The organism is Streptomyces sp. MS06, assembly GCF_047200655.1.
Taxonomy (GTDB): domain Bacteria; phylum Actinomycetota; class Actinomycetes; order Streptomycetales; family Streptomycetaceae; genus Streptomyces.
The window spans coordinates 1-26,208 of the sequence record NZ_JBJZOJ010000061.1 but is presented as its reverse complement, the minus strand read 5'-3'; the positions used below and the strand labels follow the sequence as shown (position 1 = coordinate 26,208).

Here is a 26,208-nt window from a genome sequence, read left to right as displayed (position 1 = left end):
TTTTCCGGCGGGTGCGGGACAATCGCCCGGTGAGCGTGAAGATCGACATCGATGACGGAACCTCCGCGGCCCCGCCGTACGAGCAGGTGCGGGCGCAGATCGCCGAACAGGCCCGCTCGGGCGCCCTGCCGGCCGGATACCGGCTGCCGACCGTGCGCGGCCTGGCCGAGTCCCTGGGGCTGGCGGCGAACACCGTCGCCAAGGCCTACCGGGCACTGGAGGCCGACGGCCTGATCGAGACCCGGGGCCGGCACGGCACCTACGTGGCCGCCGCCGGTTCGGCGGCGGAGCGGGAGCTGGCCTCGGCCGCACAGGCCTACGTGGAGCGGACCCGGCGGCTCGGGCTCGGCGAGGAGGCGGCGCTGGCCGCCGTGCGGGAGGCACTGCGCGCCGCGTACGGCGGATAGCGGCCCGCGTCCGCCGGCGTCCGCGTCACCGGCACTCCCGCCCGCCGCACGGAGCGCGCGAAGGCCGCGGCGTCCCGCACGGCCGCCGCGTTCGCGTCGTTGTTGAAGTAGGCGTACACGTCGCGGCCGTCGGGGAAGACGGTCGCGACCCGGTCGGTCCAGGTCTCCAGACAGCGGCGGCCGTAGCGCGGCCAGTCGGCGGCACGGCCCTGGTGGAAGCGCAGGTACCCCCAGTCCGCGGTGCGCCACAGCGGCGTCACCGGCCTGGACAGGACGTCGGCCCAGCACAGGGCCGCGCCGCGGTCCTCCAGGACCGCCCGCACCGCGGGCGTCCACCACGAGTCCTCGCGCGGCTCGACCGCGACGCGGGTGCCCGGCGGGAAGCAGTCCAGGCAGGCGCCCAGCAGACCCGGGTCGGCACGCAGCGTCGGGGGGAGCTGCAGCAGGACCGGGCCCAGCCGGCCGCCCAGGCCGGCCGCCCGGCCCATCAGGCGCCGCACCGGCTCCTCGGGCTCCCTCAGCCGCTTGACGTGCGTCAGGAAGCGGCTGGCCTTGACCGCGAGGACGAAGTCCGCCGGCACCCGCTCCCGCCACGCCTCGAAGGTCTCCCGCGCGGGAAGCCGGTAGAAGGCGCTGTTGACCTCTACGGTGGCGAACCGGGCCGCGTACTCCTCCAGCCACAGCCGCACCGGCAGCCCCTCCGGATACAGCACGCCGCGCCAGTCCCGGTACTGCCACCCCGACGTGCCGACGAACACGGTCATACCTCCATCAGAACACCGTCGGAGGGCGGGCGCAGGGACGCGGGAGGACCGGGAGTCGGAGGCGGGTTCAGAGGTAGAGTCCGTCGTCGGCCCCGCCCCGCGGCTCCGGCACGGAAGCCGGGGAGGTCCCGCGGCGCAGTGCGTACAGCTCGGCGAGCGTCGCCCCGTCGCGGCCCACGCCCTCCTCCGAGCCCAGCCAGCCCACCGCCTCGTCCCGAGTCAGGCGGCCCACCTCGATCCGGGCCAGGCAGCGGCCCGGACGCACGACGGCCGGGTGCAGGCGTTCCAGGTCCTCGTTGGTGGTGACGCCGACCAGGACGTTGCGGCCCTGCCCGAGCAGGCCGTCGGTGAGGTTCAGCAGCCGGGACAGCGCCTGGCCGGCCGTGTGCTTGGCCTCTCCGCGGATCAGCTCGTCGCAGTCCTCCAGCAGCAGCAGGCGCCAGCGGGACCTGCCGGCCTGGTCGTCCTCGCCGATCGCGATGTCCATCAGGTAGCCGACGTCGGAGAACAGCCGCTCCGGGTCCAGCACGCAGTCCACCTGGCACCAGTCCCGCCAGGAACGGGCCAGGGTGCGCAGCGCGGAGGTCTTCCCGGTGCCCGGCGGTCCGTGCAGCAGCAGCAGCCGTCCCGCGATGTCCTGCGGCGTGGTCTTCATCAGGGAGTCCATCGCCTCCGCCACCGGGGCGGTGTAGTTGGGGCGCACCTCCTCCCAGGTCCCCGCGGAGATCTGCCGGGTGGTGCGGTGCGGGCCGCGCCGCGGGGAGACGTACCAGAACCCCATGGTCACGTTCTCCGGCTGCGGCTCGGGCTCGTCCTCCGCCCCGTCCGTGGCCTCTGCGAGCACCCGTGCGGCCAGTTCGGCGCTGGTCGCGGTCACCGTCACGTCCGCTCCCCGGTTCCAGCGGGAGACCAGCAGTGTCCAGCCGTCGCCCTCCGCCAGGGTCGCGCTGCGGTCGTCGTCCCGAGTCGCGCGCAGCACGCGGGCGCCCGGCGGCAGCAGCGTCGCAGCGGTGCGCACCCGCTCGAGGTTCGCGGCGTGCGAGTACGGCTGCTCGCCCGTCGCGAAGCGGCCGAGGAGCAGCGCGTCGACGACATCGGACGGCGAGTCGGAGTCGTCGACGGTGAGCCGGATCGGCAGGGCGTCCTGTGGGTGTGCAGACATGCGGCCATGATCGGGCACGGTGTCCTCGCGTGCATCCGGTTTGCGGCCCCGTGCCGCGAAGGGGGCCGATCCCGGCGGAAGTCGGCGACCGGCCCGCCCCGTCCGAGCTGAGAGGGCGGCAGGTCGTCGGCTTCCGCTCCGGGCGGCGGCCGGCGCAACAGCCCCTCAGGCGTCACCGCCCCGCCGGTCGGTCTGCCGCCGGTCGGTCTGCCGCTGCCGGTCTGCCGGGTGGGATCGGGTGGCGGGTGGCGCCGACGGGCATCGCCACGGGTGACTCCGCCGTAACGGCGAGACTGCAGGCCGGCGTCGGGGTCCGCCGCTCCCGACGGTGCGGTGCCGGACGTCCGGGGGCGGGGTGACGGCTTCGTTCTCGTGTGGTGCGGTGTGGTGCGGTGTCGTGTGCGTCAGGTCCCTGTCGGGCGTACCAGTTGGACGCGGTGCGGGCCCGAAGGGCCGTCAGGGCGTCGCCGGGGCACATCGGTTGCAAAGTCCTGGATTCAAATGTGAAGGATCGTGGAAGATTTGACATGAACACTTCTCGTCAACACGCGTAGCCGGTACCACAGTTACCGAAGAGTTCGTGTTAAAGGGAGGTTTCATGAGACGTTCCCGATTTATGGTGTTCGTGAGTTCGCTGCTCCTCGCCCTCGGTGCGACCCTCGCGGGTGCCGCCACGGCGCAGGCGTCCGGAACCGCGGCCACCGGCTACGTGGCGCTCGGCGATTCCTACTCCGCGGGAGTGGGCTCCGGCAGTTACATCAGTTCCAGCGGCGACTGCAAGCGCAGCACGAAGGCGTACCCCTACCTGTGGAACGCCGCCCACGCACCGTCCTCGTTCACCTTCGCCGCCTGCTCCGGCGCCACCACGGACGACGTCCTCGCCGGACAGCTCGGTGGGCTCAGCTCCTCCACCGGCCTGGTGTCGATCAGCATCGGCGGCAACGACGCCGGTTTCGCCGACGTCATGACGACCTGTGTCCTCGGGTCCGACAGCACCTGCCTGTCCCGTATCGACACCGCGAGGGCCTACGTCACCTCGACACTGCCCGGCAAGCTCGACAACGTCTTCTCGGCGATCCACTCCAGGGCGCCCAACGCGCGGGTCGTCGCCATCGGTTACCCCCGCTTCTACGAGCTGGGCAACTTCTGCATCGGGCTCTCCGGGACGAAGCGCTCGGCCATCAACGACGCGGCGGACCTGCTGGACAGCACCATCGCCCAGCGTGCGGCGGCCCACGGTGTCGTCTTCGGCGACGTCCGCACGACGTTCAGCGGCCACGAGATCTGCTCCGGCAGCTCCTGGCTGCACAGCCTCAACTGGCTGAACATCGGCGAGTCCTACCACCCCACCGCGAGCGGGCAGTCGGGCGGCTACCTGCCGGTGCTGACCGCCGCGGCCTGAGGCCCGCCGGTCCCACCGCACCTCGTCGAGCCTCGTCGAGCCCCATGAGGACCGACACGATCCCACTCGTCCCCACCGAGCCCCACCGGGTCGCGTACTGAGCCCCCGTCAGGCTCTGACCGGCCCCACCGCGTCCTACGGAGCCACCGAGGACGAAGCCGGCGAAGCCGACGGTGAAGCCGGGGGCGAGGAGTAAGCGGAAGCACTCGCGGAAGAGGAGACCCCGCCGGTCGGGGTCTCCTCGACGCACGTCACGGAGAAGGGCACCGCCTCGGACGCGGTGTGCACCGGATCGCGGATCTCGACGCCGAGCGCGTTGCGGTACGTGCCGCCGTCCGCATGGGTCGTCACGACCACCCGGTCCCGCCGGGTCCGCGGACCGCCCGCCGGGAACGACAGCGTCCTCCACCCCTGGTCGGTGACCTGCCCGTCCCGCGCCACCCACCGGTAGGAGACCTGCGCGGGAAGTCGTCCCACCGTGAACACCGCAGTGAAGGAAGGGGCCTCGGCGGGCGGCGGCGGGCAGGCGCCCGTGTAGTCCGTGCGCACCCCCACCACGGTGACCCGCACCGACGGCGGCGGCGCCTGGGTCGTGGACCCCGTGCCGCCACCGGGGGAGGTGCCGGCGGCCGGGGTCCCGCTGCCGGCGCCTCCCGCACCGGCCGCCGCCGACGAGGTTCCGGCGGCGCTGCTCGCGCCGGCGCTCGCCGTGCTGCCGTCCCGCCCGTTCCCGCCCGTGCCCCCCAGCAGGGCATACGCCAGACCCGCGAGCGCCAGCACCGGTACGACCAGGCCCGCGACCACGGCGAAGACCGTCCTCCGGCCGCCCGTCCGCCCGCCGGCGGGCCCCGCCGGACCGGCCTCTCCGGCCGGCGGCGGTACCGGGGGAACCGGTATCGGAGGAACCGGCATCGGAGGGGTCCGGTCGGACCGGGTGGGCACGGGCACCGTCCGGGCGTCCGGGGGTGCCGCGCCCGCGGTGCCTCCGCGAGGGGCGCCGCCCGCACCGATCCCCCTCAGCTCCCGCTGCGCCGCCTCGGCCGTCAGCCGCTCGGCGGGGTCCTTGCGCAGCAACCCCTCGATGACCGGGGTGAGCGCCCCGGCCCGGTGGGGCGGCGGCAGTTCCCCGTCCACCACGGCGCGCAGTGTGCTCAGCGGGGTGTCCTGGCGGAACGGCGAGTGGCCCTCGACCGCCGCGTACAGCAGCACTCCCAGCGACCAGAGGTCCGCCCCCGTTCCCGGGCTGCGGCCCAACGCCCGCTCGGGGGCGAGGAACTCGGGCGAGCCGATGACCTCGCCGGTCATGGTCAGCGCGGAACTGCCCTCCACCTGGGCGATGCCGAAGTCGGTCAGCACCACCCGGCCGTCGTTCGACAGCAGCACGTTCGCCGGTTTCACGTCCCGGTGCAGCACCCCCGCCGCATGCGCGGCCCGCAGCGCGGACAGCACCTCCGCGCCGATGTGCGCGGCGCGCCGCGGGTCGATCGGCCCCTCGGCGTCAAGGAGTTCGGCGAGCGAGAGGCCGCGCACCAGCTCCATCACGATCCACGGCCGACCGTCCTGGGTGGCGACGTCGTACACCGTCACCACGTTGCGGTCGGCGACCCGCGCCGCAGCCCAGGCCTCGCGCTCCAGGCGGGCGTAGAGCCGCCGCACCTCGGACTCCGCGAGACCCGCCGGGGCGCGCACCTCCTTGACGGCCACCTCGCGGTGCAGCACCTCGTCGCGGGCCCGCCACACGGTCCCCATGCCGCCCTCGCCGAGAGGCGCCAGCAGGCGGTAGCGACCCGCGATCACCCTTTCCCCGCTCGGTTCTTCGGACACGGCGCCCCCCAGGTTGCTTCCGGTTCGTCTCCGGGCGATACGTGCATGGTCCGCTCCTCTTCGAAGTTAGCTCACCCCAGGGCCGATGCCGCCCCCCTGAGCACCAGTCCGGCACCCAGTGCGACGACCGCGCAGGCGGCCCCGAGCGGCGCGGCCCGGCGCACCAGCGCGGCCACCGGGTGGGCCGACCACCGGGGCCGCCGCTCCAGCAGCCGGGACAGGCCGCCGCCCAGCCGCACCACGGCGATCCCGGCGGCGGTCAGCGTCAGCGCCAGCCCGGCGCCGTAGGCCGCGACCAGCAGCAGGCCGAACCAGGCCTGGCCCAGCGCCGCCGCACCGACGAGCACCACCACGGCCGAGGGACTCGGCACCATTCCGCCGGCGAATCCGAGCAGCAACGTGCCGCGGATTCCCGGGACACGCGCCCGCTGTTCACCGTCCGCCCGCTCTCCCCGGGCTTGCGCCCGGTCCTCCCGGCCGTGCGCACGGTCCTCGTGGAGGTGAGGTCGGTCCCCGTGGCCGTGCGCGTGCTCCTGGTGCCCATGGGGGCGGTTCCCGGGATCGTGCCCGCGAGTACGGCCTTCGGGCCCCTGCGGATGGTGGTCGTGGCCGTGGAGGTGGCCATGCGGATGGCCGTGGTCGTGGCCGTGGCCGTGGCCGTGGCCGTGGGGGTGTTCGTGGGGGTGGTGGTGCGGATGGTCGTGGGCGTGCCCGCGCCGGCGCAGCGCCCGGCGGACCAGCGCGGCTCCCGCTCCCATGACCAGCACGCCGCTCGCCACCCCCAGCCAGGCGATGACCGACGGCACGGCGGCCGAGCCGGCCGTCACCAGGAGGCCCAGAGCCACCACGCCCAGGGTGTGGGTGACCGTCACCGAGGCGGCCAGCGGCAGGACGTCCCGCGGCCGGGCACGGCCGCCGCGCGCGGCGGCCGTCGCGGCCATGAGGGTCTTGCCGTGCCCCGGGGCGAGTGCGTGCCCCGCGCCCAGGACCACCGCGAGCAGCAGGGCGAGGGCGGCGAAACCGGGGGTGAGCCGGTGACGGGCGACCAGCGATCCCAGCGCGCGGGTGAAGCGGTCCGCGCCCCGCGGCAGCACCGATACGGCGTGCGTGTCGCCGCCGCTCGAGTCGGCCAGGGGCGGCCCTCCCGGGCGCACCCGCAGCGACGCCGTCGTCGTGTCGGCCGGAGAGGAGAGCAGATCCTGCGGATAGCGGGTGAGTTCACGGGAGACCGAGGTGCCGGGCACGTCCGACTTGGCCAGCGTCATCCGGTCGCCGCGCGCGGTGATCTCCCGCCAGCCGGGCCCGCCCGCGGATCCCGCACCGCGGAAGCCGACGTCCAGTTCGCGGCCCTCGGGCAGCGCCGCCGTCAGCCGGCACTCCACCCGCAGCGTGTGCAGTCCCGCCTGCCCCGGCCCGAGCCGCGCGCCGCTGCGGTCGACGGCGAGCGGCACGGCCCGCCCGCCGACGGTGACCCGGCTGCCCGCGGCCGCCTGCTCGCACCGCCCGCGGGCCCAGTCGGCCAGCCCCCGGCGGCGGATGTCCGCCGCCGCCTGGGTCGCCGGGATCTCCGCGAGGTCCTCCACGTGGTCGACGCGGAGCAGGCCCGGCGCGGCGACGAGGCCGTCGTAGCGGTTGACGGTGAAGTTGCCGAGGGGGTGCGCGCTCGCGGCGCCGGCCTGGAGCAGCACGGCCGCGCACCCGGCGGCCAGTACGGCCACGGCGCGAACGGCCGTCCGGCGGGCCGTCACCGGGTCGCCTTCAGATCCTCGAGGGCGGCACGGGCCTTCCGCGCGCCCAGCGGGGAGAAGCCGGGGTTCAGCTCCAGGGCCGCCGAGAGATGTGATCGGGCCCGGTCCGGGTGGCCGGTGGCGCGTTCGATGATGCCGAGGTGGTAGAGGAACAGCGCGTTGCGGTAGCCGGTGGCCGTCGCCCGGCGGGCGAGGCTCAGGGCCTCGCCGTCCGCTCCGTTGACGTGCAGCGCCCAGGCGAGCGCGTCCGCGGTGTGCACGCTGTGCCGGCGCGCCCACTCGGCGCGGGCCGCGCGCAGCGCGGTCGCCCGGTCCCCGTGGTCGGCGGCCGCCAACGCGGTGTCGAGATCGACGTCGACGCCGCCGGCGCGGGCCAGCCCCGTCCAGGCGCCGACGAGCGCGTACTGGTCGCGGGCCCTGGCCCGGTCCCCGTCCGCGCCCCGGTCCTCGTACAGTTCGCCGAGCACGACGAGCGGCACGGGCAGCGGGAAGCGGGCGACGACGGCCTCCATGCCCTCGATCGCCTGCGCCCGGTCGCCGCGCGCCGCCTGCGCACGGGCCCGGCCCAGCAGGGCCGGGAGGTAGGCGTCGTCGGCGGCCAGGGCACGGGCGTAGTGGCGCAGGGCGCCGTCGTAGTCGCCCTGGTTCCAGGCGAGCAGGCCGAGCTGTGCGGCGACGTACGCCACGTCACCGGGTGTGGTCGCGGTGGTTAGCGCACGCTCCAGGATCGTGCGGGCGCCCTCGGTGTCCCCGCTCAGCTCGCGGACGTACGCGTACCGGGTGAACACCGGCACTCCGGGCCGCCGGGCGTCGGCGGTGTCGGCGGCCCGCCGCGCCTCGTCGTACCGGCCCAGCTCGACCAGTGCGTCGATGCGGACGCACAGGGCCCGTTCTCCGTAGGGGTTCTGACGCAGCGCCCGGTCGGCGTCGGCCAGCGCGCCGGAGAAGTCGTGCCGGGCGGCGGCCAGGGCGGCGCGGGCCGCCAGGGCCGCGTCGTTCCCGGGCCGCAGCCGCAGCGAACGCCGCAGTGCCTGCTCCGCCTTCGGGTAGCGGCCGGGGTCGCCCAGGGCTCGGGCCTGCTCCACGTAGGCCAGCCCGAGCGTCGCCCAGCCGCCCCAGTCGCCCGGCTGGGCGCGCAGGTGGTTCTGGAGGGCGGTGACACCGGCGCCGAGGCCGCCGGAGGCGAGCATCGCGGGCGCCGCGGCAGCGGGCGCGGCGGCACCGTCCGCCCGTTCGCCCACCCCGGCGGCGCCCGTGCGCACCCCGCCCACCGCGAGGGCGCCGCCGGTCAGTGCGACGGCCAGCAGCAGGGCGCAGCCCGCGGACCGGGCCGCACGCCACCGCCGCCCGGCCGCGCGCACCCGGCGCACGGCCTCGACCCGGGGGTCGAGGCCGGCCGCACTCTCCGAGCGGTCCGGACCCCCCCGACCGTCCGGACTCCCCCGACCGTCCGAACCGCTCGGACCGGCCGAACCCTGCCGGCCGTCGGGACTCAGCGGGCCGGCCGGACTCTCCGGACTCTCCGCGCGGTCCGTGTCAGCCGCGCGGTCCGAGCCGTCCTCGCCGTCCGGCCGGTCCGGCCCGTCCGGCCCGTCCGGCCCGTCCGTGGTCTGCGGGCGTTCCGGACCGTCGGCGGCTTCGGCGGCTTCGGCGGCCTCGGCCTCGGCCGCTTCGGCGTCGGCGGGGCTCTCGGTAGGCGGGTGCCGCGGGTCCTGCGCGACCGGTGGGTGGGGGGACGCGGCCGGACTCCGGTCCGTCGCGCTGTCCCGCGCATGCTCCGGCGGTTCCTGCGGCGGTTCCTGCGGCGATCGGTGCGGCGGTACCGGCTCGTTGTCCGGGCCCGTGGCGCGGTGCGTGTGCGGGGCCATGCCCCTCCTCGGTGGGGTGGTGCGGTGGACGTGTGCGAGGCGGCGCGGCCCGCGCCGTGGGGGAGTGAGGGAACGCGCGGGCCGCGCCGGTCCGTGGGGCCGGGCGGTCAGTACGGCCGGCGCAGGCGCCGCCGCCACCAGGCCAGGCCCGTTCCGATCAGCAGGACACCCGCCGCGCCCGCGGCCGCCGCGCCGGCGATCAGGCCGGTGTCGGTGGAGCCGGACGCGGAGCCCGCCGGCCGGAGCGCGTCGCCGAGCTGGTTGCGCACGTCGTTGCCGCCGCCGGTGCCCTTGGCGAGCGGGCCCCGCGAGCCCTCCGTCGGCTCGGCCAGGTAGGGGAAGGCGTGTCCGAACTTCTTGTCGTTGGCGTCGACCGCGTCGCCGAGGTCGTTCTTGGCGCCGAGCAGCTCGCCCTCGACGACCTGGAGTGCGACGTCGACGACGTCGTCGGTCAGCCGGCGGCCGTTGGGGAAGCCCGCCTGGTCTCCGTCGAGCACGCCCAGCCGCTTGGGGTGCATCGTCGGTTTCACCGAGGTGTTGAGCCTCAGCTCCTCCGCCGGCCGCACGTGCGGCGGCTGGTTGAGACCCTGCACGCCCTTGAGGAAGACGTCGACCAGGTCGTTGCGCGGCTCACTCGGGGCGTCGATCTTGTAGATGGCCTGGATGAGCTTCGGCAGCTCGGGATGGGTGACGTTCTTCAGGAACTGCGCGTCGTCCCGGGGCTCGGACGCGTTGAACCGGTCCTTGTCCTTCCGCGGGTTGACGACCTCGTTCACGAGCGGGTTGCCCAGCCGTGAGACCTGGGTCCAGTCGCCGTGCGCGTTGCGGCGCTCGGTGGTGGACCAGATGCCGACCACCGGCTGGTGCGCCGACTCGGTGATCATGTCGGTCGGGACCTGGAGTGCCAGGGAGTTGACGTTGTAGCCCTTCAGGGTGTCGTTTCCGACCTCGGAGAGGTTCCCGCCGTAGAGCAGGTCGAAGACGCGCAGATCCAGGAAGAACGGGTCGTCCGCCTGCCCGGCGAACGTGGTCGCCCCGCCCGCCGTGTGGTAGATCGCCTGCTTGCGGAGCTTGCCGTAGTCCGGCATGGACGCCTTGCCGACGTCGGACGGGGCGACCGGCACGTCGTCCGCGAGCTTCGTCCGCGCCGTCACGTGCCGGTGTTTCAGCTTCAGCAGCTCCAGGTCGTAGGTCTGGGTGACGTTCAGGTCAGGGTCGTTCAGGCTCTCCACCGGACCGGTGTTGTAGAGGAACGTGTCCTTGTTCTTGACGTGCGTGGCGAAGGTGTAGCGGAACAGCAGTTCGTCCTGCCCGTCGCCGTTGTTGTCGATGTGGATGTCGTAGCGGGCGTCCTCCGCGAAGGTGTAGAAGTTCGGGCCGCCGGCCGGGTCCTCGAAGGGGATCCAGTTGGCGATGACCGTCGTGGTGTCCGGCTTGTCCGGACTGATGAACGCGTACAGGTCCGTGTTGTCGTACTGCGGGGTCCCCGAGATCAGCGGTGCCTCCCGGTGGCTGGAGGCGGAGGCCGCCCCCGGTTCCAGCAGGCTCACACCGGCGGCCGCGAGCCCCCCGGCGGCCAGTGCGCCGCATACGAGGGCCGCGAGGCTCCTGCGCCCCGCCCCGCTCCTGGAGTCAGCTGTCATGCCGTCCCACCGTCCGTCCTGTGTACCGAACTTGCCTTGCTGACGGGGCATTCGCAGCGGACGGCGAGGCGGATTGGTCGACCGGGGAGGAAAATTCCCGCACCGTGCCCGAGCAGGGCCCGCACCGTGCCCGAGCAGGGCCCGGGCCGCCGTCCGCCGCCGGAGCGCCGGCCGGGCCCGCCGCGGATTGACCGCCCGCGGACCCGCGCTTTCGGCCCGCCGATCCGTAACACCGTCCGGAGGTGCGTTCGGTGCGAATGCCTGGTGTGACGGGACGGGGCCGGTGCGGCCGGCCGGAGGGGTACCGCGAGGACGCGGACGAGCTCATGAGGCTGGTGGCGGGAGGTGACCACAGGGCCTTCGAGGAGCTGTACGCACTGGTGTCGGCACCGCTGTTCGGGCTGGTGCGGCGGGTGGTGCGGGATCCGGCGCAGGCGGAGGAGGTGGCCCAGGAGGTGCTCCTCGAACTGTGGCGCTCCGCCGCACGGTTCGACCCCGGCCGGGGCAGCGCCCTGACCTGGGTGCTCACCCTCGCGCACCGCCGGGCCGTGGACCGGGTGCGCAGCGCCCGCGCCGCCGGGGAGCGCGAGCAGCGCGAGGCCCAGCGCGCCGCCGCACCCGCCTTCGACCAGGTCGCCGAGGAGGTCGAGGCGGGACTGGAACGCGAGGGGGTGCGCCGGTGCCTGGCCCGGCTGACGGTGCTCCAGCGGCAGTCCGTCACCCTCGCCTACTACGACGGCTACACCTACCGCGAGGTCGCCGAGCGGCTCCGTCTGCCGCTGGGCACCGTCAAGACGCGGATGCGCGACGGACTGACCCGGCTGCGCCACTGCCTGGGAGGTGCCGCATGAGCCCCCTCGGCCGCCTGCTCGGCCGCGGCGACCCGCACTCGCTCGCCGCCCCCTACGCGCTCGACGCGCTGGAGCCCGCCGAACGCGTCCGCTTCGAGAGGCACCTCGACGGCTGCTCCCGCTGCACCGGCGAGGCCCGCCGGCTGGCCGAGGACGCCGTCCGGCTCGCCTGGACGGCGGCGGCACCGCCGCCGCCGGAGCTGCGCGACCGGGTGCTGTCCGCGGTACGCGCCACTCCGCAGGAGGCACCCGGGGCCCGGCAGCACGCGCTGCCCCCGCATTCCCGGGGCACCCGGCAGCGGTCTGCCCGCTCCCGTGCGCCCCGGCCGCGCCCCCTGGCGGTGCCGTTCGCGACGGCGACCGCGGCCGCGGCGCTCGTCGTGGCCGCACTGTTCGCCGTGCAGGCGGATCGGACACAGGGCCGGCTGGACGCCGAGCGGGCCCGGTCGGACGGGATCGCGGAGGTCCTGGCGGCTCCCGACGCACGGGCGGCCACCGGCAGCGACGACCGCGGGCACGCGCTCAGCGTGGTCGCGTCCGCCGAGACCGGCAGCGCGGTGGTCACGCTCAGCGGCTACGGCGACCCGCCGCCCGGCCGGGTGCGCCAGCTCTGGCTGGTGCGCCCCGGCGCACGACCGCGGTCGCTGGGGCTCCTGGACGGTGACACGCCCCTGGTCGCCACCGGTCTTCAGCAGACGGCGACGTCACTCGCCGTAACCGTCGAACCCGACGGCGGCTCCCTGCAACCCACCGGCCAGCCGGTATTCCAACTCGCCCTGGAATCGGTCGGATTCGGAGAGTAATCGGTGAGGGATCGTCAACACCCTTGCGGTGCAGGTGAATCCTGTGACCGAGATACACGCATGCCCGAACGGGGCGATAGGGTTACTCTGCCCGGGCCGGGCGGACTCGTACGGGTGGGGAGTGACATGGAGCAGATAACGGTACGCAGCAGGGCGAGGGTCCCTGCGATCACCTGCGGGAGCAGTGCGAACAGTTCGCGGCTCGACCGCCATCTGTCGGTACTGGCGGGTCCCGCCATACCGCAGCGCGAGACGGTCGAGGCCACCTCGCTGATGCGGGAACTGACCACGCGTGACACCGCCCACGCCGGTACCGGTCGGCGTGCCCGGGTGAGTCATGTCTCACTCTTCGCGCCGCTGCGCAGGCTGCGGCGTTCGCTGTTCGGCGGCAACCGGGCACACTGACCCGCCGCGCTCAGGCGGCGACGCCGGCCCGGCGCAGCTCTGCGATCTCGTCGTCCGTCATCCCCGCGGCACGCAGTACCGCTCCCGTGTGCTCCCCGAGCGCGGGCACATCACCCATCCGTGCCTCCGCCCCGCCCGGCAGCGTGATCGGAGGCAGCAGCGCCCGCAACGGCCCGGCCGGCGACCCCACCTCCCGCCAGCGCCCGCGCGCCGCGAGCTGCGGATGCCCCGCCACCTCCCGTACGTCCCGCAGGCGGGCGCAGGCCAGGTCCGCGCCCTCCAGCCGGGCCATCGCCTCGTCGGTGGGCAGCGCGGCCAGCGCCTCTGCCACCAGCGCGTCGGTGCGCTCCCGGTGCGCCACCCGTGCCGCGTTCGTCGCGAACGCCGGATCGTCCCCCAGATCCGGCCTTCCCAGCACCGCTCCGGCCAGCCGCCGCCACTCCCGGTCGTTCTGCACCGACAGCAGCACCCGTCCGCCGTCCGCCGTGGGGTAGGCGTCGTAGGGGGCGATGACGGCGTGCGCGAGTCCGGTGCGCGCGGGGGGCGTGCCGTCGTGCATCGCATGGTGCAGCGGGTGCCCCATCCACTCCGCCAGCGCCTCCAGCATCGACACCTCCACCACCCCGCCGCGGCCGGTGGTGCCGCGCCGCAGCAGCGCCGCCAGCACGCCCGAGAAGGCGTACATGCCCGCCGCGATGTCGGCCGCCGGGATGCCCGCCTTCACCGGCTGCTCCGGCGTCCCGGTCACCGACACCAGCCCCGCCTCGCACTGCACCAGCATGTCGTACGCCCGCTTGCCGGCGTACGGGCCGCCGGCCCCGTAGCCGGAGACGTCAACCGCCACCAGCCGCGGGTGCGCGGCGCACAGGGTGGCCGCGTCCAGGCCGAGCCTGGCCGCGGCACCCTGCGCGAGGTTCTGCACGAACACGTCGGCGCCCGCGACGAGGCGCCGGACCGCGGCGAGCCCGCGCGGGTCCTTCAGGTCCAGCGCGACCGACTCCTTGCCCCGGTTGCACCACACGAAATGCGAGGCCAGGCCGCGCGCCGCAGTGTCGTAGCCGCGCGCGAAGTCACCGCCGTCCGGCCGCTCGACCTTGATGACGCGTGCGCCGAGGTCGGCGAGCTGCCGGGTGGCGAACGGCGCCGAGACGGCCTGCTCCACGGCGACGACGGTGATGCCCTCCAGGGGCGGCGGAAGCTGATCCACGGCGTGTTCCATGGTGCGGATCATGTCCCGCGCCCCCCGGTTTTGTCATGGCCGGGCGCAGCGGCGCCGCGCAGAGCCGCGGTGAAGGAGGCAGGGGCGCCCGCCGGCATCCCCGTCACAGCAGCGCGAACTGCCCCTCCGGGCCCTCCTCCCGGTAGTCCAGGACCGAGGCGGGCCCGCGGGCCGGCCCGGGCACCGGCAGGACGCCTGCCGCGCGCAGGTCGCCGGCGGTGATCTGCGCGTCCTCGCCGGACAGCTCCTCCCGGCGCCGGTTCAGCGGAGCCAGCAGCGCCAGCACCGTGAGCAGTTCGAGCAGCTCCGAGGTCCAGGCCTGCGGCCAGACCGCCGGCCGGATCGCGGCCAGCGTGCCGGGCCCGGCGGCCGCGGTGCGCGCCGCGAACCACTGCTCCACCACACGCACGCCGCCCACCTCGGCGTCCCAGGCCTCCGGCGGCACCGGGGAGATCCGGCCCCCGTCGAGGTGCAGGGCCTCCTCGTCCCGGTCGTAGCGCAGGCTCAGCGGGCGGGCCGGCAGCGGGGCGCGGACGTAGGGGCGGCGGCCGCCGGGAAGCTTGGGGCGTTCGCCGTCGCGCCGCATCAGCCAGAGCATCCGGCTGCCCAGTTCCACCCCGCGGGCCCAGCGTCCGGGGTCGGAGGTGAGCGGCACCGTGCGGTCGGCCCGGACGGCCGCCACCGTCCAGGACAGCATCTCCGCGGGCGTGACCGGGGCGTCGAGGCGGACCGACAGGTACTCCAGCAGGCCGGGCGCCAGATTGGGTTCCGCGCCCCCGGGCCGGCGGTACAGCGGGCGGATCCGGCCGGTGCGCAGCAGCGGGAAGAGGGAGGTGGCCAGGAGCCCGTCGGAGGTCTCCACGGCGAACACCTGCCCCCGGTCCGCCACCCGCCACAGCTCCGGCCGGGCCGCGTCGATCAGCCGCTGGTCGGGGATCAGCCACTGCTCGTCGAAGGGCGCGGCCAGCACCCGCACCGGGTCCGGGCAGGGGCCCGCGGCGCGCGACAGCCTCCCCGTGCCGCCGGCCCGTCCGGGGAGCTGCCCGACCGCCGAGCGCGGGGTGCGTGCGCGGGACGGCTCGAACAGGGCCTCCAGATCCGGCCCTTCGGCCTTCAGCAGGGCCTCCCAGCGGGCCTTCAGGGACGCCGCGTCGGGGCCCGCCGGCCAGCCCCGGCCGAGCCGCGGCGGTGCGACGGACCACGGCATGAGGTCCGCCAGCGGCGGAGCGTCGGCGTCGGGCGTCACGCCGGGCATCGTACGACGGCCGCGCCTCCTCGGGGCCGCCGTCCGTGGTTCGCCACCGGCGCGGGAGACACGGCGGCGGGCGTCAGGTGGCGTCCAGGGTCACGGTGAAGGAGAACCGGTCCCCCCGGTAGTGGATCACCACCACGTCCAGCACCCGCCCCTCCTCGTCGTAGGTGACGCCGGTGTAGTGCAGGATCGGGCTGAGCAGCGGCACCTCGAGCAGCCGGGCCGTCTCCGGGTCGGCCAGACGCGCCTCGACGGTGTCCGTGATGCGGCTGATGGCCGCGCCCACGACGTCCCGGAGCACCTTGGTCATCGGCCAGCGCGCCAGGTCGTCCGGGTCCATGCGGGCGGCGAGTTCGGGGCGGACCCAGTTGCGGGCGTGGTTGGTGGGCTCCCCGGTCCTCTCGTCGCTGCGCAGCCGGTGGTAGGTCGCCGTCTCCGCCAGGTCCGGGAAGTACTCGGCGAGTTCGGCCGGCACCGGCGCCCGGCCGTGGCCGAGCAGCTCGGTCGCCATGCCGGACTGCTGGGCCACGATCGCGTCCACCGAGCCGAGCAGCCGCACCGGGGCGCCCCGCCGCACGTCCGGCTCGATGAACGTGCCGCGCCGCCGGTGGCGGCTGATCAGCCCCTCGTCCTCCAGCTCCTTCAGCGCCTGCCGCATGGTCAGCACGCTGACCCCGTAGTGCCCCGCCAGCTTCTCCTCGGTGGGCAGGCGCAGCGGGTCCTGCGGCGAGCGGCCGAGTATCGACGCGCGCAGCGACTGCGAGACCTGGTACCAGAGCGGCAGCTTGCGGTTCAGGACGATCGAGTCCGGAGCGAAGGAGGTCACGGGCTATCCGTACCTGTCGTCCTCGTTCAGCGCAATGTGCCGAAGTGGCGTTCCAGCCCCCGCCACACCTCGTCGTACCCCTGCTGCAGGTGGTCCGCCCGGGCCGCCTGCGGTGTCAGGCTCAGCGGCCAGCGCGTCTCGAACATGAAGGCCAGGCCGTCGTCGACCTTCTGCGGCCGCAGTTCGGCGGCGCTGGCCCGGTCGAACGTCTCCCGGTCCGGTCCGTGCGCGGACATCATGTTGTGCAGCGAGCCGCCGCCCGGGACGAAGCCGCCCGGCCCGGACGTCTTGGCGTCGTAGGCGCCCTCGATCAGCCCCATGTACTCGCTCATCACGTTCCGGTGGAAGTACGGCGGCCGGAAGGTGTCCTCGCCCACCAGCCAGCGCGGTGCGAACACCACGAAGTCGACGCCCGCCAGCCCGGGGGTGTCGGACGGCGAGGTCAGCACCGTGAAGATGGACGGGTCCGGGTGGTCGTAGGAGATCGAGCCCAGCACGTTGAAGCTGCGCAGGTCGTACACGTAGGGCGTGAGGTTGCCGTGCCAGGCGACCACGTCCAGGGGGGAGTGGTCGTAGTCCGCCCGCCAGAGGTTGCCGCAGAACTTGTTCACCACCTCCACCGGGCCCTCCACGTCCTCGTAAGCGGCGACCGGCGCCCGGAAGTCGCGCGCGGCCGCGAGCCCGTTGGCGCCGATCGGCCCGAGGTCGGGCAGCCGGAAGGGGGCGCCGTAGTTCTCGCAGACGTAGCCGCGGGCGGTGTCGTCGAGGAGGTCGACCCGGAAGCGCACCCCGCGCGGGATCAGCGCCACCTCGCCCGGCTCGGCGTGCAGCAGGCCGAACTCGGTGCGCAGCAGCAGACCGCCCCGCTCCGGCACGATCAGCAGTTCGCCGTCCGCGTCGCTGAAGACCCGGTCCATCGAGGCGTCCGCGTGGTAGAGGTGCACCGCCACGCCGGTGCGCTGGGCGGCGTCGCCGTTGCCGCCCAGGGTCCACAGGCCGGCCAGGAAGTCCGTGCCCGCGGCGGGCTCCGGGAGGGGGTCCCAGCGCAGCCGGTTCGGGTCCGGGACGGACTGGGTGAAGGGCGCGGTGCGCAGCCCGCCGTTCCCGGTGCGGTGGAACGCCGGGTGGGCGGCCGACGGGCGGATCCGGTACAGCCAGGACCGGCGGTTGTACGCCCGCGGTTCGGTGAACGCCGTGCCGCTCAACTGCTCCGCGTACAGCCCCAGGGGTGCCCGCTGCGGTGAGTTGCGGCCCTCGGGCAGGGCGCCCGGCACCGCCTCGGAGCAGTGCTCGTTGCCGAAGCCGGAGAGGTAGGCCAGTCCTTCGGCGGTCTTCCGGGTGTCCCCGCTCATGCGCGCTCGCTCCTTCGCGTCCTGATTCCTATGCCACACCGTAGGATTGCGGTTTCCCCGGCGCAAGAGGGCGGCCGCCCTCCTCGCCGGGGACGCGCGGACGGCCCTGGGGGGATTCGCGCCGTCGGACCGGTGTTCTACTCTCCGTTCATGTCGTGGACGCGTGGAGTTCGAACCGCGCTCGCGGTCTGTGTCCTGCTGGTGGCCGGGCCGGCGGGCTGTACCACCGGCCATGCTCATCCGGGTGAGGCGGAGAGCTCGCCCAGCCCGGTGGGCAAGCTGCTGGACGACACCGACCGGCAGGGCCGGAGGCTGCGGGAGGTGCCGGCGTCCGAGGCGCCCGAGGTGGCCGTCGAGGTGCAGCCGGCGGCAGGCGGTGCCTGGCGCGTACTGCTGACCGTGCACCGCTTCCGCTTCTCCCCGCCCGGAGCCCCGTCCGAGGCGGTGGCCGGGCGCGGCACCGCCCTGCTGCTCGTGGACGACCGCGCGGTCGCGGAGCTGCACGCGCCCACCCACCGCCTGCCCGGCGGCTCCCTGCCGCACGGCACCCACCACGTCACCGCCCGCCTGTACGCCGACGACGGCACCGCCTGGGCCGTGGACGGCGAGCCGGTGCAGAGCACGGCCGACATCACCGCGTCGGAGGCCTCACCGGCCCCGGAAGCGGGTACGGAGGCCTCACCGGCCCCGGAAGCGGGTACGGAGGCCTCACCGGCGCCGGAAGCGGGTACGGGGGACTCACCGGCGCCGGAAGCGGGTACGGAGTCCACGTCGGCGCCGGAAGTGAGTACGGAGGGCGTGTCCGCGCGTACCGATGGCCGAGGTTCAAAGGACCCCGGCGGAAAGGCATCATGAACTCCGTGCCCCACGCGACGACGACACTGCGGCGCGCGCCCGTCCAGCGGCGCAGCGCCGAACGGCTGACCAGGATCCTCGACGCCTGCGCCGACCTGCTCGACGAGGTCGGCTACGACGCGCTGAGCACCCGCGCCGTCGCCCAGCGCGCGGGCGTCCCGATCGGCTCGGTCTACCGCTTCTTCGGCAACAAGCGGCAGATGGCCGACGCGCTCGCGCAGCGCAACCTCGAACGGTGGTCCGAGCGGGTCGCCGAGCGCCTGGAGGGGATCGGGTCCCGGCCCGGCGACTGGCGCGCCGCCATGGACGCCGTACTCGACGAGTACCTCGCCATGAAACGCACCGCGCCCGGCTTCTCGCTGGTCGACTTCGGGAACCAGATCCCGGTCGGAGTCCGCCGCTCCGAGCCCAACCACCGCGTCGCGGAACGGCTGACCGGCCTGCTCTCGCGCCATCTGGGCCGGGAGCCCGACGAGGAGCTGCGGTGCATCCTGCTGGTCGCCGTGGAGGCCGCGGACGCCCTGGTGCAGCTCGCGTTCCGGGCGGACCCCCAGGGGGACCGCCGGATCATCGCCGAGACCCGTGAGCTGCTGCGGGGATACCTGGGGCGGGTGCTCGACTGACCCGGTGCGGACCCCGGCGCCCGCACGGCGGCCGGTGAGGGGCCTGGGCAGGATGCATACCGGTCGGTATGCTCGCGGTCGCGGACCCGCACGCCACCGCCGGGCCCACCGCGCGCCATCGCCGCCACCCTCCGGGAGGACCCGTGACCCGCACCGCCCTGCGAATCTGCCCCCTGTGCGAGGCAACCTGCGGACTGGCCCTCACCCTCGACGGCCCCCGTGTCACCGGCGCCCGCGGCGACCGGGAGGACGTCTTCAGCAAGGGGTTCATCTGCCCCAAGGGTGCCGCCTTCGGAGCCGTGGACAACGATCCCGACCGGCTGCGCACCCCCCTCGTGCGCCGGGCCGGCGAGCTGCGCGAGGCCACCTGGGAGGAGGCCTTCGACGCGGTCGCCGCCGGGCTCCGCCCGATCGCCGAGCGCCACGGCCCGCACGCCCTCGGCATCGTCCTCGGCAACCCCAACGTGCACACCATGGCCGGCGCCCTCTACCCGCCGGTGCTGATCGCCGGCCTCGGCACCCGCAGCCTGTTCACCGCCTCCACGGTCGACCAGATGCCCAAGCACGTCTCCAGCGGGCTGCTGTACGGCGACGCCAACGCCATCCCGGTGCCGGACCTGGACCGCACCGACCACCTGCTCCTGCTGGGCGCCAACCCGCTGGAGTCCAACGGCAGCCTGTGCACCGCCCCCGACTTCCCCGGCCGGCTGAAGGCACTGAAGGCGCGCGGCGGCACCCTCACCGTCGTCGACCCGCGCCGCACCCGCACCGCCAAGCTCGCCGACCGGCACCTCGCCATCCGGCCCGGCACCGACGCGCTGCTCCTCGCGGCCATGGCCCACGTGCTGTTCGAGGAAGGGCTGACCGACCTGGGCGACCTCGCCCCGCACGTGCAGGGCATGGACGAACTCCGCGGCGCCCTGTCGGACTTCACCCCGCAGGCGGTGGCCGGCGCCTGCGACGTCGACGCACCGCTGATCCGCACCCTGGCCCGCGAGCTGGCGGCCGCCCCGACGGCCGCCGTATACGGCCGGATCGGCAGCTGCACGGTGCCGCACGGCACCCTCGCCAGCTGGCTCGTCGACGTCCTCAACATCCTCACCGGCAACCTCGACCGCCCCGGCGGCGCCCTCTTCCCGCAGGCCGCCACGGACCGCACGCCGCGCCCGGCCGGCCCCGGCCGGGGCTTCCGGCTCGGCCGCTGGCACTCCCGGGTGAGCGGCCACCCGGAGGCCAAGGGCGAGCTGCCGCTCTCCGCGCTCGCCGAGGAGATCGACACCCCCACCGAGGAGGGCACGCCGGTCCGCGCCCTCATCGCGATCGCCGCCAACCCGGTGCTGTCCGCGCCGGACGGCGACCGACTCGACCGGGCCCTGGAGTCGCTGGAGTTCATGGTCAGCGTCGACCCCTACCTCAACGAGACCTCGCGCCACGCCGACGTGGTGCTGCCCCCGCCGCCGCCCTCGCAGAGCGCCCACCACGACTTCGCCTTCAACACCCTCGCGGTGCGCAACCAGGTCCGCTACACCCGGCCCGCCGTCCCGCCGGAGCCCGGCCGGATGGCGGAGACCGAGATCCACGCCCGGCTGGTCCTGGCCGCCACCGGCATGCACGGCGCCGACCCGTCCGCCGTCGACGCCCTCGTCGTCGACCAGACCCTCGGCAAGGCGGTCCGGGATCCGCACTCGCCGGTGCACGGCCGCGACCCCGAGGACCTCGCCGCCCGGCTCACCGGCGACAACGGCCCCGAGCGCCGGCTGGACCTGATGCTCCGGCTCGGCCCCTACGGCGACGGCTTCGGCGCACGGGAGGACGGGCTGAGCCTGGACCGGCTCCTGGCCCACCCGCACGGCATCGACCTCGGCCCGCTGCAGCCCCGGCTTCCGCAGCCCCTGAAGACCCCCAGCGGCAGGATCGAGCTGCTCCCCGAACCGATCGCCGACGACCTGCCCCGACTCCGGCAGGCGCTCGCCGAGCGGCCGTCCGGACTGGTCCTCGTCGGCCGCCGCCACCTGCGCTCCAACAACAGCTGGATGCACAACGTCCCAGCGCTCACCGGCGGCACCAACCGCTGCACCCTGCACGTGCATCCCGACGACGCGAGCCGCCTCGGCCTGCGGGACGGAGCACCGGTACGGGTGAAGGGAGCCGGGGGAGAGGTGGTCGCCCCCGCCGAGGTCACCGACACCGTCCGCCCAGGAGTGGTCAGCCTCCCGCACGGCTGGGGCCACGACCGTCCCGGAACCCGGCTGGGCCACGCCGCCGACGACCCGGGTGTCAACGTCAACCAGATCCTCGACGGCAGCATGCTCGACCCGCTGTCGGGCAACGCGGTCCTCAACGGCGTACCGGTCGGGTTGGCGCCGGCCACCGCGCCGTGAGGCCGCGCCCGCCGCGGTGGCGGGTGCCAGGGCGGCGGGCGCCGGGGCGGCGGGCGCCGGGGCGGTAGTGCCGGGCGGCACCCGGCGGGCCCGGGCGGCACCCGGCGGGCCGGGTGGCGTCCGGCTCCGGTGGCCGCGAGCCGCCCCGGCACGCTCCGGCCCGCCGCCGACCCGCCCCGGCAGGCCCTGAATCAGGCAGTCCGCTTTCTCACCTGCCGGACCGCGGCGTCCGATGTCGCCCGATGTCTTCCCTCCGGTGCGTGCGTTCCGTTAACTTCCGGGACCCACAGGCACCGTGCGGCCCGTACGGTGCGCCGATCACGGAACACCCGCACCTCCCGGCGAGCCCCAGGGACGACACACATGACACGCGCCATCTCCCTGCACGACGTGAGCAAGGTCTACACGAAAGGCCCCCGAGTGGTGGACCGGCTGTCGCTGGACATCGCACCGGGCGAGTTCCTGGTTCTGCTCGGCCCCTCCGGCTGCGGCAAGTCCACCGTCCTGCGCATGATCGCCGGCTTGGAGGACATCACCGAAGGCACGCTGCACCTCGACGGGGAGCGGGCCAACGACCTCCCCCCGTCCGCCCGGGACATCGCGATGGTCTTCCAGAACTTCGCCCTCTACCCGAGCATGACCAACCGCGACAACATCGGCTTCCCCCTGCGCATCGAGGCGCCCGGCGAGGATCCGGGTCCACGGGTGGACACCACCGCCCGCATGCTCGGTATCGAGGACCTGCTCGACCGCTACCCGAGCCAGCTCTCCGGCGGCGAACGCCAGCGCGTCGCGATGGGCCGGGCCATCGCCCGCCACCCCTCGGCCTTCCTGATGGACGAACCGCTGTCCAACCTGGACGCCAAGCTCCGCAACCACCTGCGCGCCGAGATATCCAAGCTCACCCGGGAACTCGGCGTCACCACGGTGTACGTCACCCACGACCAGTCCGAGGCCATGTCGCTCGGCGACCGGGTCGCCGTGCTGCGGGGCGGCGTCCTGCAGCAGGTCGCGGGCCCGCGCGAGGTCTACGCCCTGCCCCGCAACGTCTTCGTCGCCGCCTTCGTCGGCACCCCGCGCATCAACCTGCTGCGCGGGCTGGTCCGCGCCCCGCTGGACGGCGCGATGAGCATCAGTCTCGGCAAGCAGTACCTGAGGCTGCCCGAACCCCTCTCCCTGGACCACCAGTTGCTCCGTGTCCAGCAGGGCAGGGAGGTCATCGTCGGGCTCCGCTCGGAGGCGGTGCGGATCGCCAAACCCTCCGCAGCCCGCCCCGGCGAGATGCCGCTCACCGGCCTCGTCGAACACCTCGAGTTCCAGGGCCACGAGGTCCTCGTCCACTTCAACACCGGCTCGCAGCCCGCCATCGTGCCCGACCTGGAGGCGGCACGCCCCGCAGGTCGCCCCGCCCGGCGCAGACGCCGCGACGGGACGGTGCTGGACCGGCTGCGCGAACGCGCCGGTGCCCTGCGGGCCGGCCCCGTGGCGCTGCTGGACCGCCCGGCCGAACCGGACCCCGCCGCCGCACCGGCCCCCGAGTCCGCCCGCATCCCCGGCGACCTCGTGGTGCGCACCACCCCCGACATCGACCTGCGGCACGGCATGCAGGTACCCCTCCTCGTCGACCTCGCCCACCTGTTCGTCTTCGACCAGAGCGGCGAGCGCATCTGCCCGGCCCCCGCGCACCTGCCGCACCTGGAGGAGTGAGGCCCCCGGCGGGCGCCGCGGCACCGGAGGCCCGGCCCCCTGGCCTCCGGTCCGCCCGGATGCCGAGGGGCCGGGCCTCCGGTCCGTCCGCATGCGTATCCGCGGGCCCCTCGCGTCGCTCCGGGGCCGCCCGCAGCGTTCTCCTCGCCTCCGGAGCCGTGCCGCCGGGGTGCCGCGTCGGGCGTCGGTGGGAGCGCGTCCGGAATCACACCAGTGAGTGATCACCTCGAGCGCCGTCACCCCGTACGGTGACCCGGTGGGAGGGCCATCCTGCTCCGGCTCACCCGGGCCGTTGCCGGGTGCCCTCGTCCGGAGCGGCCGGCGCGCGCTCGCCCCGGGAGGACCGACGGCGGTCCGACCCACCGGTCTTCCGATGCACGGATACGTCTGGCGCGCAAAAACTAACGCCGCTAGTTTATGGGGCGTAGGACGACACCTGTCCCGGGAGGAGCACGATGAAGGCACACGACGGCATCTACCTCGACGGCGCCTGGCGGCCCGCCGACGGGCAGGACGTGATCGAGGTGGTGAACCCGGCCGACGAGCAGGTGATCGCCCGGGTGCCCGCCGGCAGCGCCCTGGACGTCGACACCGCCGTGCGCGCCGCCCGCGCCGCCCTGCCGGGTTGGGCCGCGACCCCGCCCGCCGAGAGGTCCGCACGCCTGGCGGCCCTGCGGGACGCACTGGTGGCCCGCAAGGACGAGATCGCCGAGACGGTCACCGCCGAACTGGGGTCGCCGCTGAAGCTCTCCCAGACCGTCCACGCGGCGGTGCCGATCGCGGTCGCGGCCTCGTACGCGGAGCTGGCCGCCACCCACCCCTTCGAGGAGAAGGTCGGCAACTCCACCGTCCTGCACGAGCCGGTCGGCGTGGTCGGCGCCATCACCCCGTGGAACTACCCCCTCCACCAGATCGTCGCCAAGGTCGCCCCGGCTCTCGCCGCCGGCTGCACGATCGTGCTCAAGCCCGCCGAGGACACCCCGCTCACCGCGCAGCTGTTCGCCGAGGCGGTCCACCAGGCCGACCTCCCGGCCGGTGTCTTCAACCTGGTCACCGGGCTCGGGCCGGTGGCCGGGCAGGCGCTCGCCGAGCACCCGGGCGTCGACCTGGTCTCCTTCACCGGATCCACCGCGGTGGGCCGGCGGATCGGCGCCACGGCCGGCGCAGCCGTCAAGAAGGTCGCCCTGGAACTGGGCGGCAAGTCCGCGAACGTGATCCTGCCCGGCGCCGACCTGGAACGGGCGGTCAACGTGGGCGTCGCCAACGTGATGTCCAACTCCGGTCAGACCTGCAGCGCCTGGACGCGCATGCTGGTCCACCGCGACCGGTACGAGGAGGCGGTCGCCCTGGCCGCGGCAGCCGCCGCCAAGTACGGCGACCGCATCGGCCCGCTGGTCAACGCGGGGCAGCGGGAGCGGGTCCGCGGGTACATCGCGAAGGGCGTGGCCGAGGGCGCCCGCCTGGTCGCCGGCGGCGCCGAACCCCCGCGCGAACGGGGCTACTACGTCAGCCCCACCGTCTTCGCCGACGTCACGCCCGAGATGGCCATCGCCCAGGAGGAGATCTTCGGTCCGGTCCTGTCCGTGCTGCCCTACGACGACGAGGAGGACGCCCTGCGCATCGCCAACGGCACGGACTACGGCCTCGCCGGCGCCGTCTGGGCGGGCGACGAGGCCGAGGCCGTCGCCTTCGCGCGCCGCATGGAGACCGGCCAGGTCGACATCAACGGCGGCCGCTTCAACCCGCTGGCCCCCTTCGGCGGCTACAAGCAGTCGGGCGTCGGACGGGAACTGGGCGTCCACGGCCTGTCCGAGTACCTCCAGACCAAGTCCCTCCAGCTCTAGGAGCGTTGCCGCAACCATGGCTGTCCGCGCCGCCGTACTTCCCGCCATCGGTGCTCCCTTGGAGATCACCGAGATCGATCTCCCGGAGCCCGGCCCCGGCCAGGTCCGCGTCCGGCTCGCCGCCGCCGGGGTCTGCCACTCCGACCTGTCCCTGTCCAACGGCACCATGCGGGTGCCCGTTCCCGCCGTCCTCGGCCACGAGGGCGCCGGCACCGTCGTCGCCGTCGGCGAGGGCGTCACCGGCCTCGCGCCCGGCGACGGCGCCGTGCTCAACTGGGCCCCCTCCTGCGGGACCTGCCACCCGTGCTCGCTCGGCGAGGTCTGGCTGTGCGCCAACGCGCTGGCCGGCAGCGCCGCCGTCCACGCCCGTACCGCGGACGGCACCGACCTCCACCCCGGCCTCAACGTCGCCGCCTTCGCCGAGGAGACGGTGGTGCCCGCCTCCTGCGTGCTTCCGCTGCCCGAGGGCGTGCCGCTCACCGACGCGGCCCTGCTCGGCTGCGCCGTGCTCACCGGCTACGGCGCGATCCACCACGCGGCCCGGGTCCGGCCCGGCGAGACCGTCGCCGTCTTCGGCGTCGGCGGCGTGGGCCTGGCGACCCTCCAGGCCGCCCGGATCGCAGGGGCGTCCACCGTCGTCGCGGTCGACGTCTCGCCGGAGAAGGAGGCACTGGCACGGGCGGCGGGCGCCACCGACTACGTCCTCGCCTCCGAGCACACGCCCCGGGAGATCCGCGCGCTGACCGGCAAGCAGGGCGTCGACGTGGCGGTGGAGTGCGTGGGCCGCGCGGTCTCCATCCGGGCCGCCTGGGACTCCACCCGGCGCGGCGGGCGCACCACGGTGGTCGGGATCGGCGGGAAGGACCAGCAGGTCACCTTCAACGCCCTGGAGATCTTCCACTGGGGCCGCACCCTGACCGGCTGCGTCTACGGCAACTCCGACCCGGCCGCGGACCTGCCCGTGCTCGCCGAGCACGTACGGCGGGGACGGCTGGACCTCGGTGCCCTGGTGACGGAGCGGATCGGTCTGGAAGGCATCCCGGGCGCCTTCGAGAACATGCTCGCCGGCAAGGGCGGACGGGCCCTGGTCGTGTTCTGACGGCCCCGGCCGGCTCCTCGCGTTCGGCGGGCGGCCGACTCCTCCGCGCCGAAGCCGCTCCTCGGTCCGGGGCCGTGGCACCGGTGCCCGCCCCCGGGGGGGGGGGGGGGGGGGGGGGGGGGGGGGGGGGGGGGGGGGGGGGGGGGGGGGGGGGGGGGGGGGGGGGGGGGGGT

Annotated in this window: 21 protein-coding genes; 11 read left to right on the top strand and 10 right to left on the bottom strand. The window is 74.9% G+C overall.

All coding sequences use genetic code 11. The features are described 5' to 3' along the window. The first annotated feature begins 29 nt into the window (after positions 1–29). On the top strand, positions 30–407 hold the full coding sequence (locus tag ACL02U_RS26645; RefSeq protein WP_412793494.1) for a GntR family transcriptional regulator: 378 nt from the start codon (positions 30–32) through the stop codon (positions 405–407). Here the strand turns inward: ACL02U_RS26645 and ACL02U_RS26640 are convergent. Both ACL02U_RS26640 and ACL02U_RS26635 read right to left on the bottom strand, forming a co-directional pair. Then, positions 317–1,171, bottom strand: coding sequence for a DUF72 domain-containing protein (locus ACL02U_RS26640; protein ID WP_412793493.1), 855 nt, complete (start codon positions 1,169–1,171; stop codon positions 317–319). The two genes, ACL02U_RS26645 and ACL02U_RS26640, sit on opposite strands and share 91 nt — an antisense overlap. Before the next feature lie 67 nt (positions 1,172–1,238). Then, on the bottom strand, positions 1,239–2,333 hold the full coding sequence (locus ACL02U_RS26635; RefSeq protein ID WP_412793492.1) for a DUF5925 domain-containing protein: 1,095 nt from the start codon (positions 2,331–2,333) through the stop codon (positions 1,239–1,241). A gap of 598 nt (positions 2,334–2,931) precedes the next feature. Here ACL02U_RS26635 and ACL02U_RS26630 point away from each other — a divergent pair. Then, positions 2,932–3,735: an SGNH/GDSL hydrolase family protein gene (locus ACL02U_RS26630; protein ID WP_412793491.1), complete on the top strand. Its 804-nt coding sequence runs from the start codon at positions 2,932–2,934 to the stop codon at positions 3,733–3,735. 135 nt (positions 3,736–3,870) lie between these two features. Here ACL02U_RS26630 and ACL02U_RS26625 read toward each other — a convergent pair whose 3' ends face one another. From ACL02U_RS26625 to ACL02U_RS26610, 4 genes are all read right to left on the bottom strand, one after another. After that, positions 3,871–5,559 carry a serine/threonine-protein kinase gene (locus tag ACL02U_RS26625; protein ID WP_412793490.1) on the bottom strand — a complete coding sequence of 563 codons (1,689 nt, stop codon included), beginning with the start codon at positions 5,557–5,559 and terminating at the stop codon, positions 3,871–3,873. A gap of 71 nt (positions 5,560–5,630) precedes the next feature. Further along, a complete protein-coding gene (locus ACL02U_RS26620; protein ID WP_412793489.1) occupies positions 5,631–7,307 on the bottom strand; it encodes a sulfite exporter TauE/SafE family protein in 1,677 nt (558 codons plus the stop codon). Further along, complete coding sequence (locus ACL02U_RS26615; RefSeq protein WP_412793488.1) at positions 7,304–8,677, bottom strand: tetratricopeptide repeat protein; 1,374 nt, start codon at positions 8,675–8,677, stop codon at positions 7,304–7,306. Before ACL02U_RS26615 ends, ACL02U_RS26620 begins: the two co-directional genes overlap by 4 nt. 605 nt (positions 8,678–9,282) lie before the next feature. After that, positions 9,283–10,818, bottom strand: coding sequence for a DUF4331 domain-containing protein (locus ACL02U_RS26610; RefSeq protein WP_412793487.1), 1,536 nt, complete (start codon positions 10,816–10,818; stop codon positions 9,283–9,285). A gap of 257 nt (positions 10,819–11,075) precedes the next feature. Here ACL02U_RS26610 and ACL02U_RS26605 point away from each other — a divergent pair, with 257 nt between their 5' ends. The 3 genes from ACL02U_RS26605 to ACL02U_RS26595 all read left to right on the top strand — a co-directional run bounded on the left by ACL02U_RS26605 (position 11,076) and on the right by ACL02U_RS26595 (position 12,877). Continuing rightward, the gene (locus tag ACL02U_RS26605) at positions 11,076–11,669 is read left to right on the top strand and encodes a sigma-70 family RNA polymerase sigma factor (RefSeq protein ID WP_412793486.1); all 594 of its coding nucleotides are present in this window, start codon (positions 11,076–11,078) and stop codon (positions 11,667–11,669) included. Continuing rightward, positions 11,666–12,472, top strand: a complete 807-nt coding sequence (locus ACL02U_RS26600; protein WP_412793485.1) for an anti-sigma factor domain-containing protein — start codon at positions 11,666–11,668, stop codon at positions 12,470–12,472. The genes ACL02U_RS26605 and ACL02U_RS26600 overlap by 4 nt, the downstream gene beginning before the upstream one ends. Positions 12,473–12,598: 126 nt before the next feature. Beyond that, a complete protein-coding gene (locus ACL02U_RS26595) occupies positions 12,599–12,877 on the top strand; it encodes a hypothetical protein (protein ID WP_412793484.1) in 279 nt (92 codons plus the stop codon). A 10-nt stretch (positions 12,878–12,887) separates the two neighbouring features. On the opposite strand, the gene ACL02U_RS26590 is transcribed toward ACL02U_RS26595, so the two are convergent. The 4 genes from ACL02U_RS26590 to hmgA form a co-directional block, all read right to left on the bottom strand. Beyond that, positions 12,888–14,096, bottom strand: coding sequence for a CaiB/BaiF CoA transferase family protein (locus tag ACL02U_RS26590; protein WP_412793483.1), 1,209 nt, complete (start codon positions 14,094–14,096; stop codon positions 12,888–12,890). Positions 14,097–14,199: 103 nt separating this feature from the next. Beyond that, positions 14,200–15,351, bottom strand: coding sequence for a type ISP restriction/modification enzyme (locus ACL02U_RS26585; RefSeq protein WP_412793482.1), 1,152 nt, complete (start codon positions 15,349–15,351; stop codon positions 14,200–14,202). Between the two features lie 73 nt (positions 15,352–15,424). After that, positions 15,425–16,174 (bottom strand): GntR family transcriptional regulator, encoded by a 750-nt coding sequence (locus tag ACL02U_RS26580; RefSeq protein WP_412793481.1) that lies wholly within the window; start codon positions 16,172–16,174, stop codon positions 15,425–15,427. Positions 16,175–16,200: 26 nt separating this feature from the next. Continuing rightward, positions 16,201–17,526, bottom strand: coding sequence for a homogentisate 1,2-dioxygenase (gene hmgA / locus ACL02U_RS26575; RefSeq protein ID WP_412793480.1), 1,326 nt, complete (start codon positions 17,524–17,526; stop codon positions 16,201–16,203). 150 nt (positions 17,527–17,676) lie between these two features. Here hmgA and ACL02U_RS26570 point away from each other — a divergent pair, with 150 nt between their 5' ends. The 6 genes from ACL02U_RS26570 to ACL02U_RS26545 all read left to right on the top strand — a co-directional run bounded on the left by ACL02U_RS26570 (position 17,677) and on the right by ACL02U_RS26545 (position 26,035). Continuing rightward, on the top strand, positions 17,677–18,381 hold the full coding sequence (locus ACL02U_RS26570; RefSeq protein ID WP_412793479.1) for a nuclear transport factor 2 family protein: 705 nt from the start codon (positions 17,677–17,679) through the stop codon (positions 18,379–18,381). Beyond that, the gene (locus tag ACL02U_RS26565; protein ID WP_412793478.1) at positions 18,378–19,004 is read left to right on the top strand and encodes a TetR family transcriptional regulator; all 627 of its coding nucleotides are present in this window, start codon (positions 18,378–18,380) and stop codon (positions 19,002–19,004) included. The genes ACL02U_RS26570 and ACL02U_RS26565 overlap by 4 nt, the downstream gene beginning before the upstream one ends. A 143-nt stretch (positions 19,005–19,147) precedes the next feature. Then, the gene (locus ACL02U_RS26560) at positions 19,148–21,385 is read left to right on the top strand and encodes a molybdopterin oxidoreductase family protein (RefSeq protein WP_412793477.1); all 2,238 of its coding nucleotides are present in this window, start codon (positions 19,148–19,150) and stop codon (positions 21,383–21,385) included. 363 nt (positions 21,386–21,748) lie between these two features. Next, complete coding sequence (locus ACL02U_RS26555) at positions 21,749–23,092, top strand: ABC transporter ATP-binding protein (RefSeq protein ID WP_412793476.1); 1,344 nt, start codon at positions 21,749–21,751, stop codon at positions 23,090–23,092. A 455-nt stretch (positions 23,093–23,547) separates the two neighbouring features. Further along, entirely contained in the window at positions 23,548–24,936 is a 1,389-nt protein-coding gene (locus ACL02U_RS26550; RefSeq protein WP_412793475.1) for an aldehyde dehydrogenase family protein, read from the top strand. A 16-nt stretch (positions 24,937–24,952) separates the two neighbouring features. Then, the gene (locus ACL02U_RS26545; protein ID WP_412793474.1) at positions 24,953–26,035 is read left to right on the top strand and encodes a Zn-dependent alcohol dehydrogenase; all 1,083 of its coding nucleotides are present in this window, start codon (positions 24,953–24,955) and stop codon (positions 26,033–26,035) included. Positions 26,036–26,208: the final 173 nt, after the last annotated feature.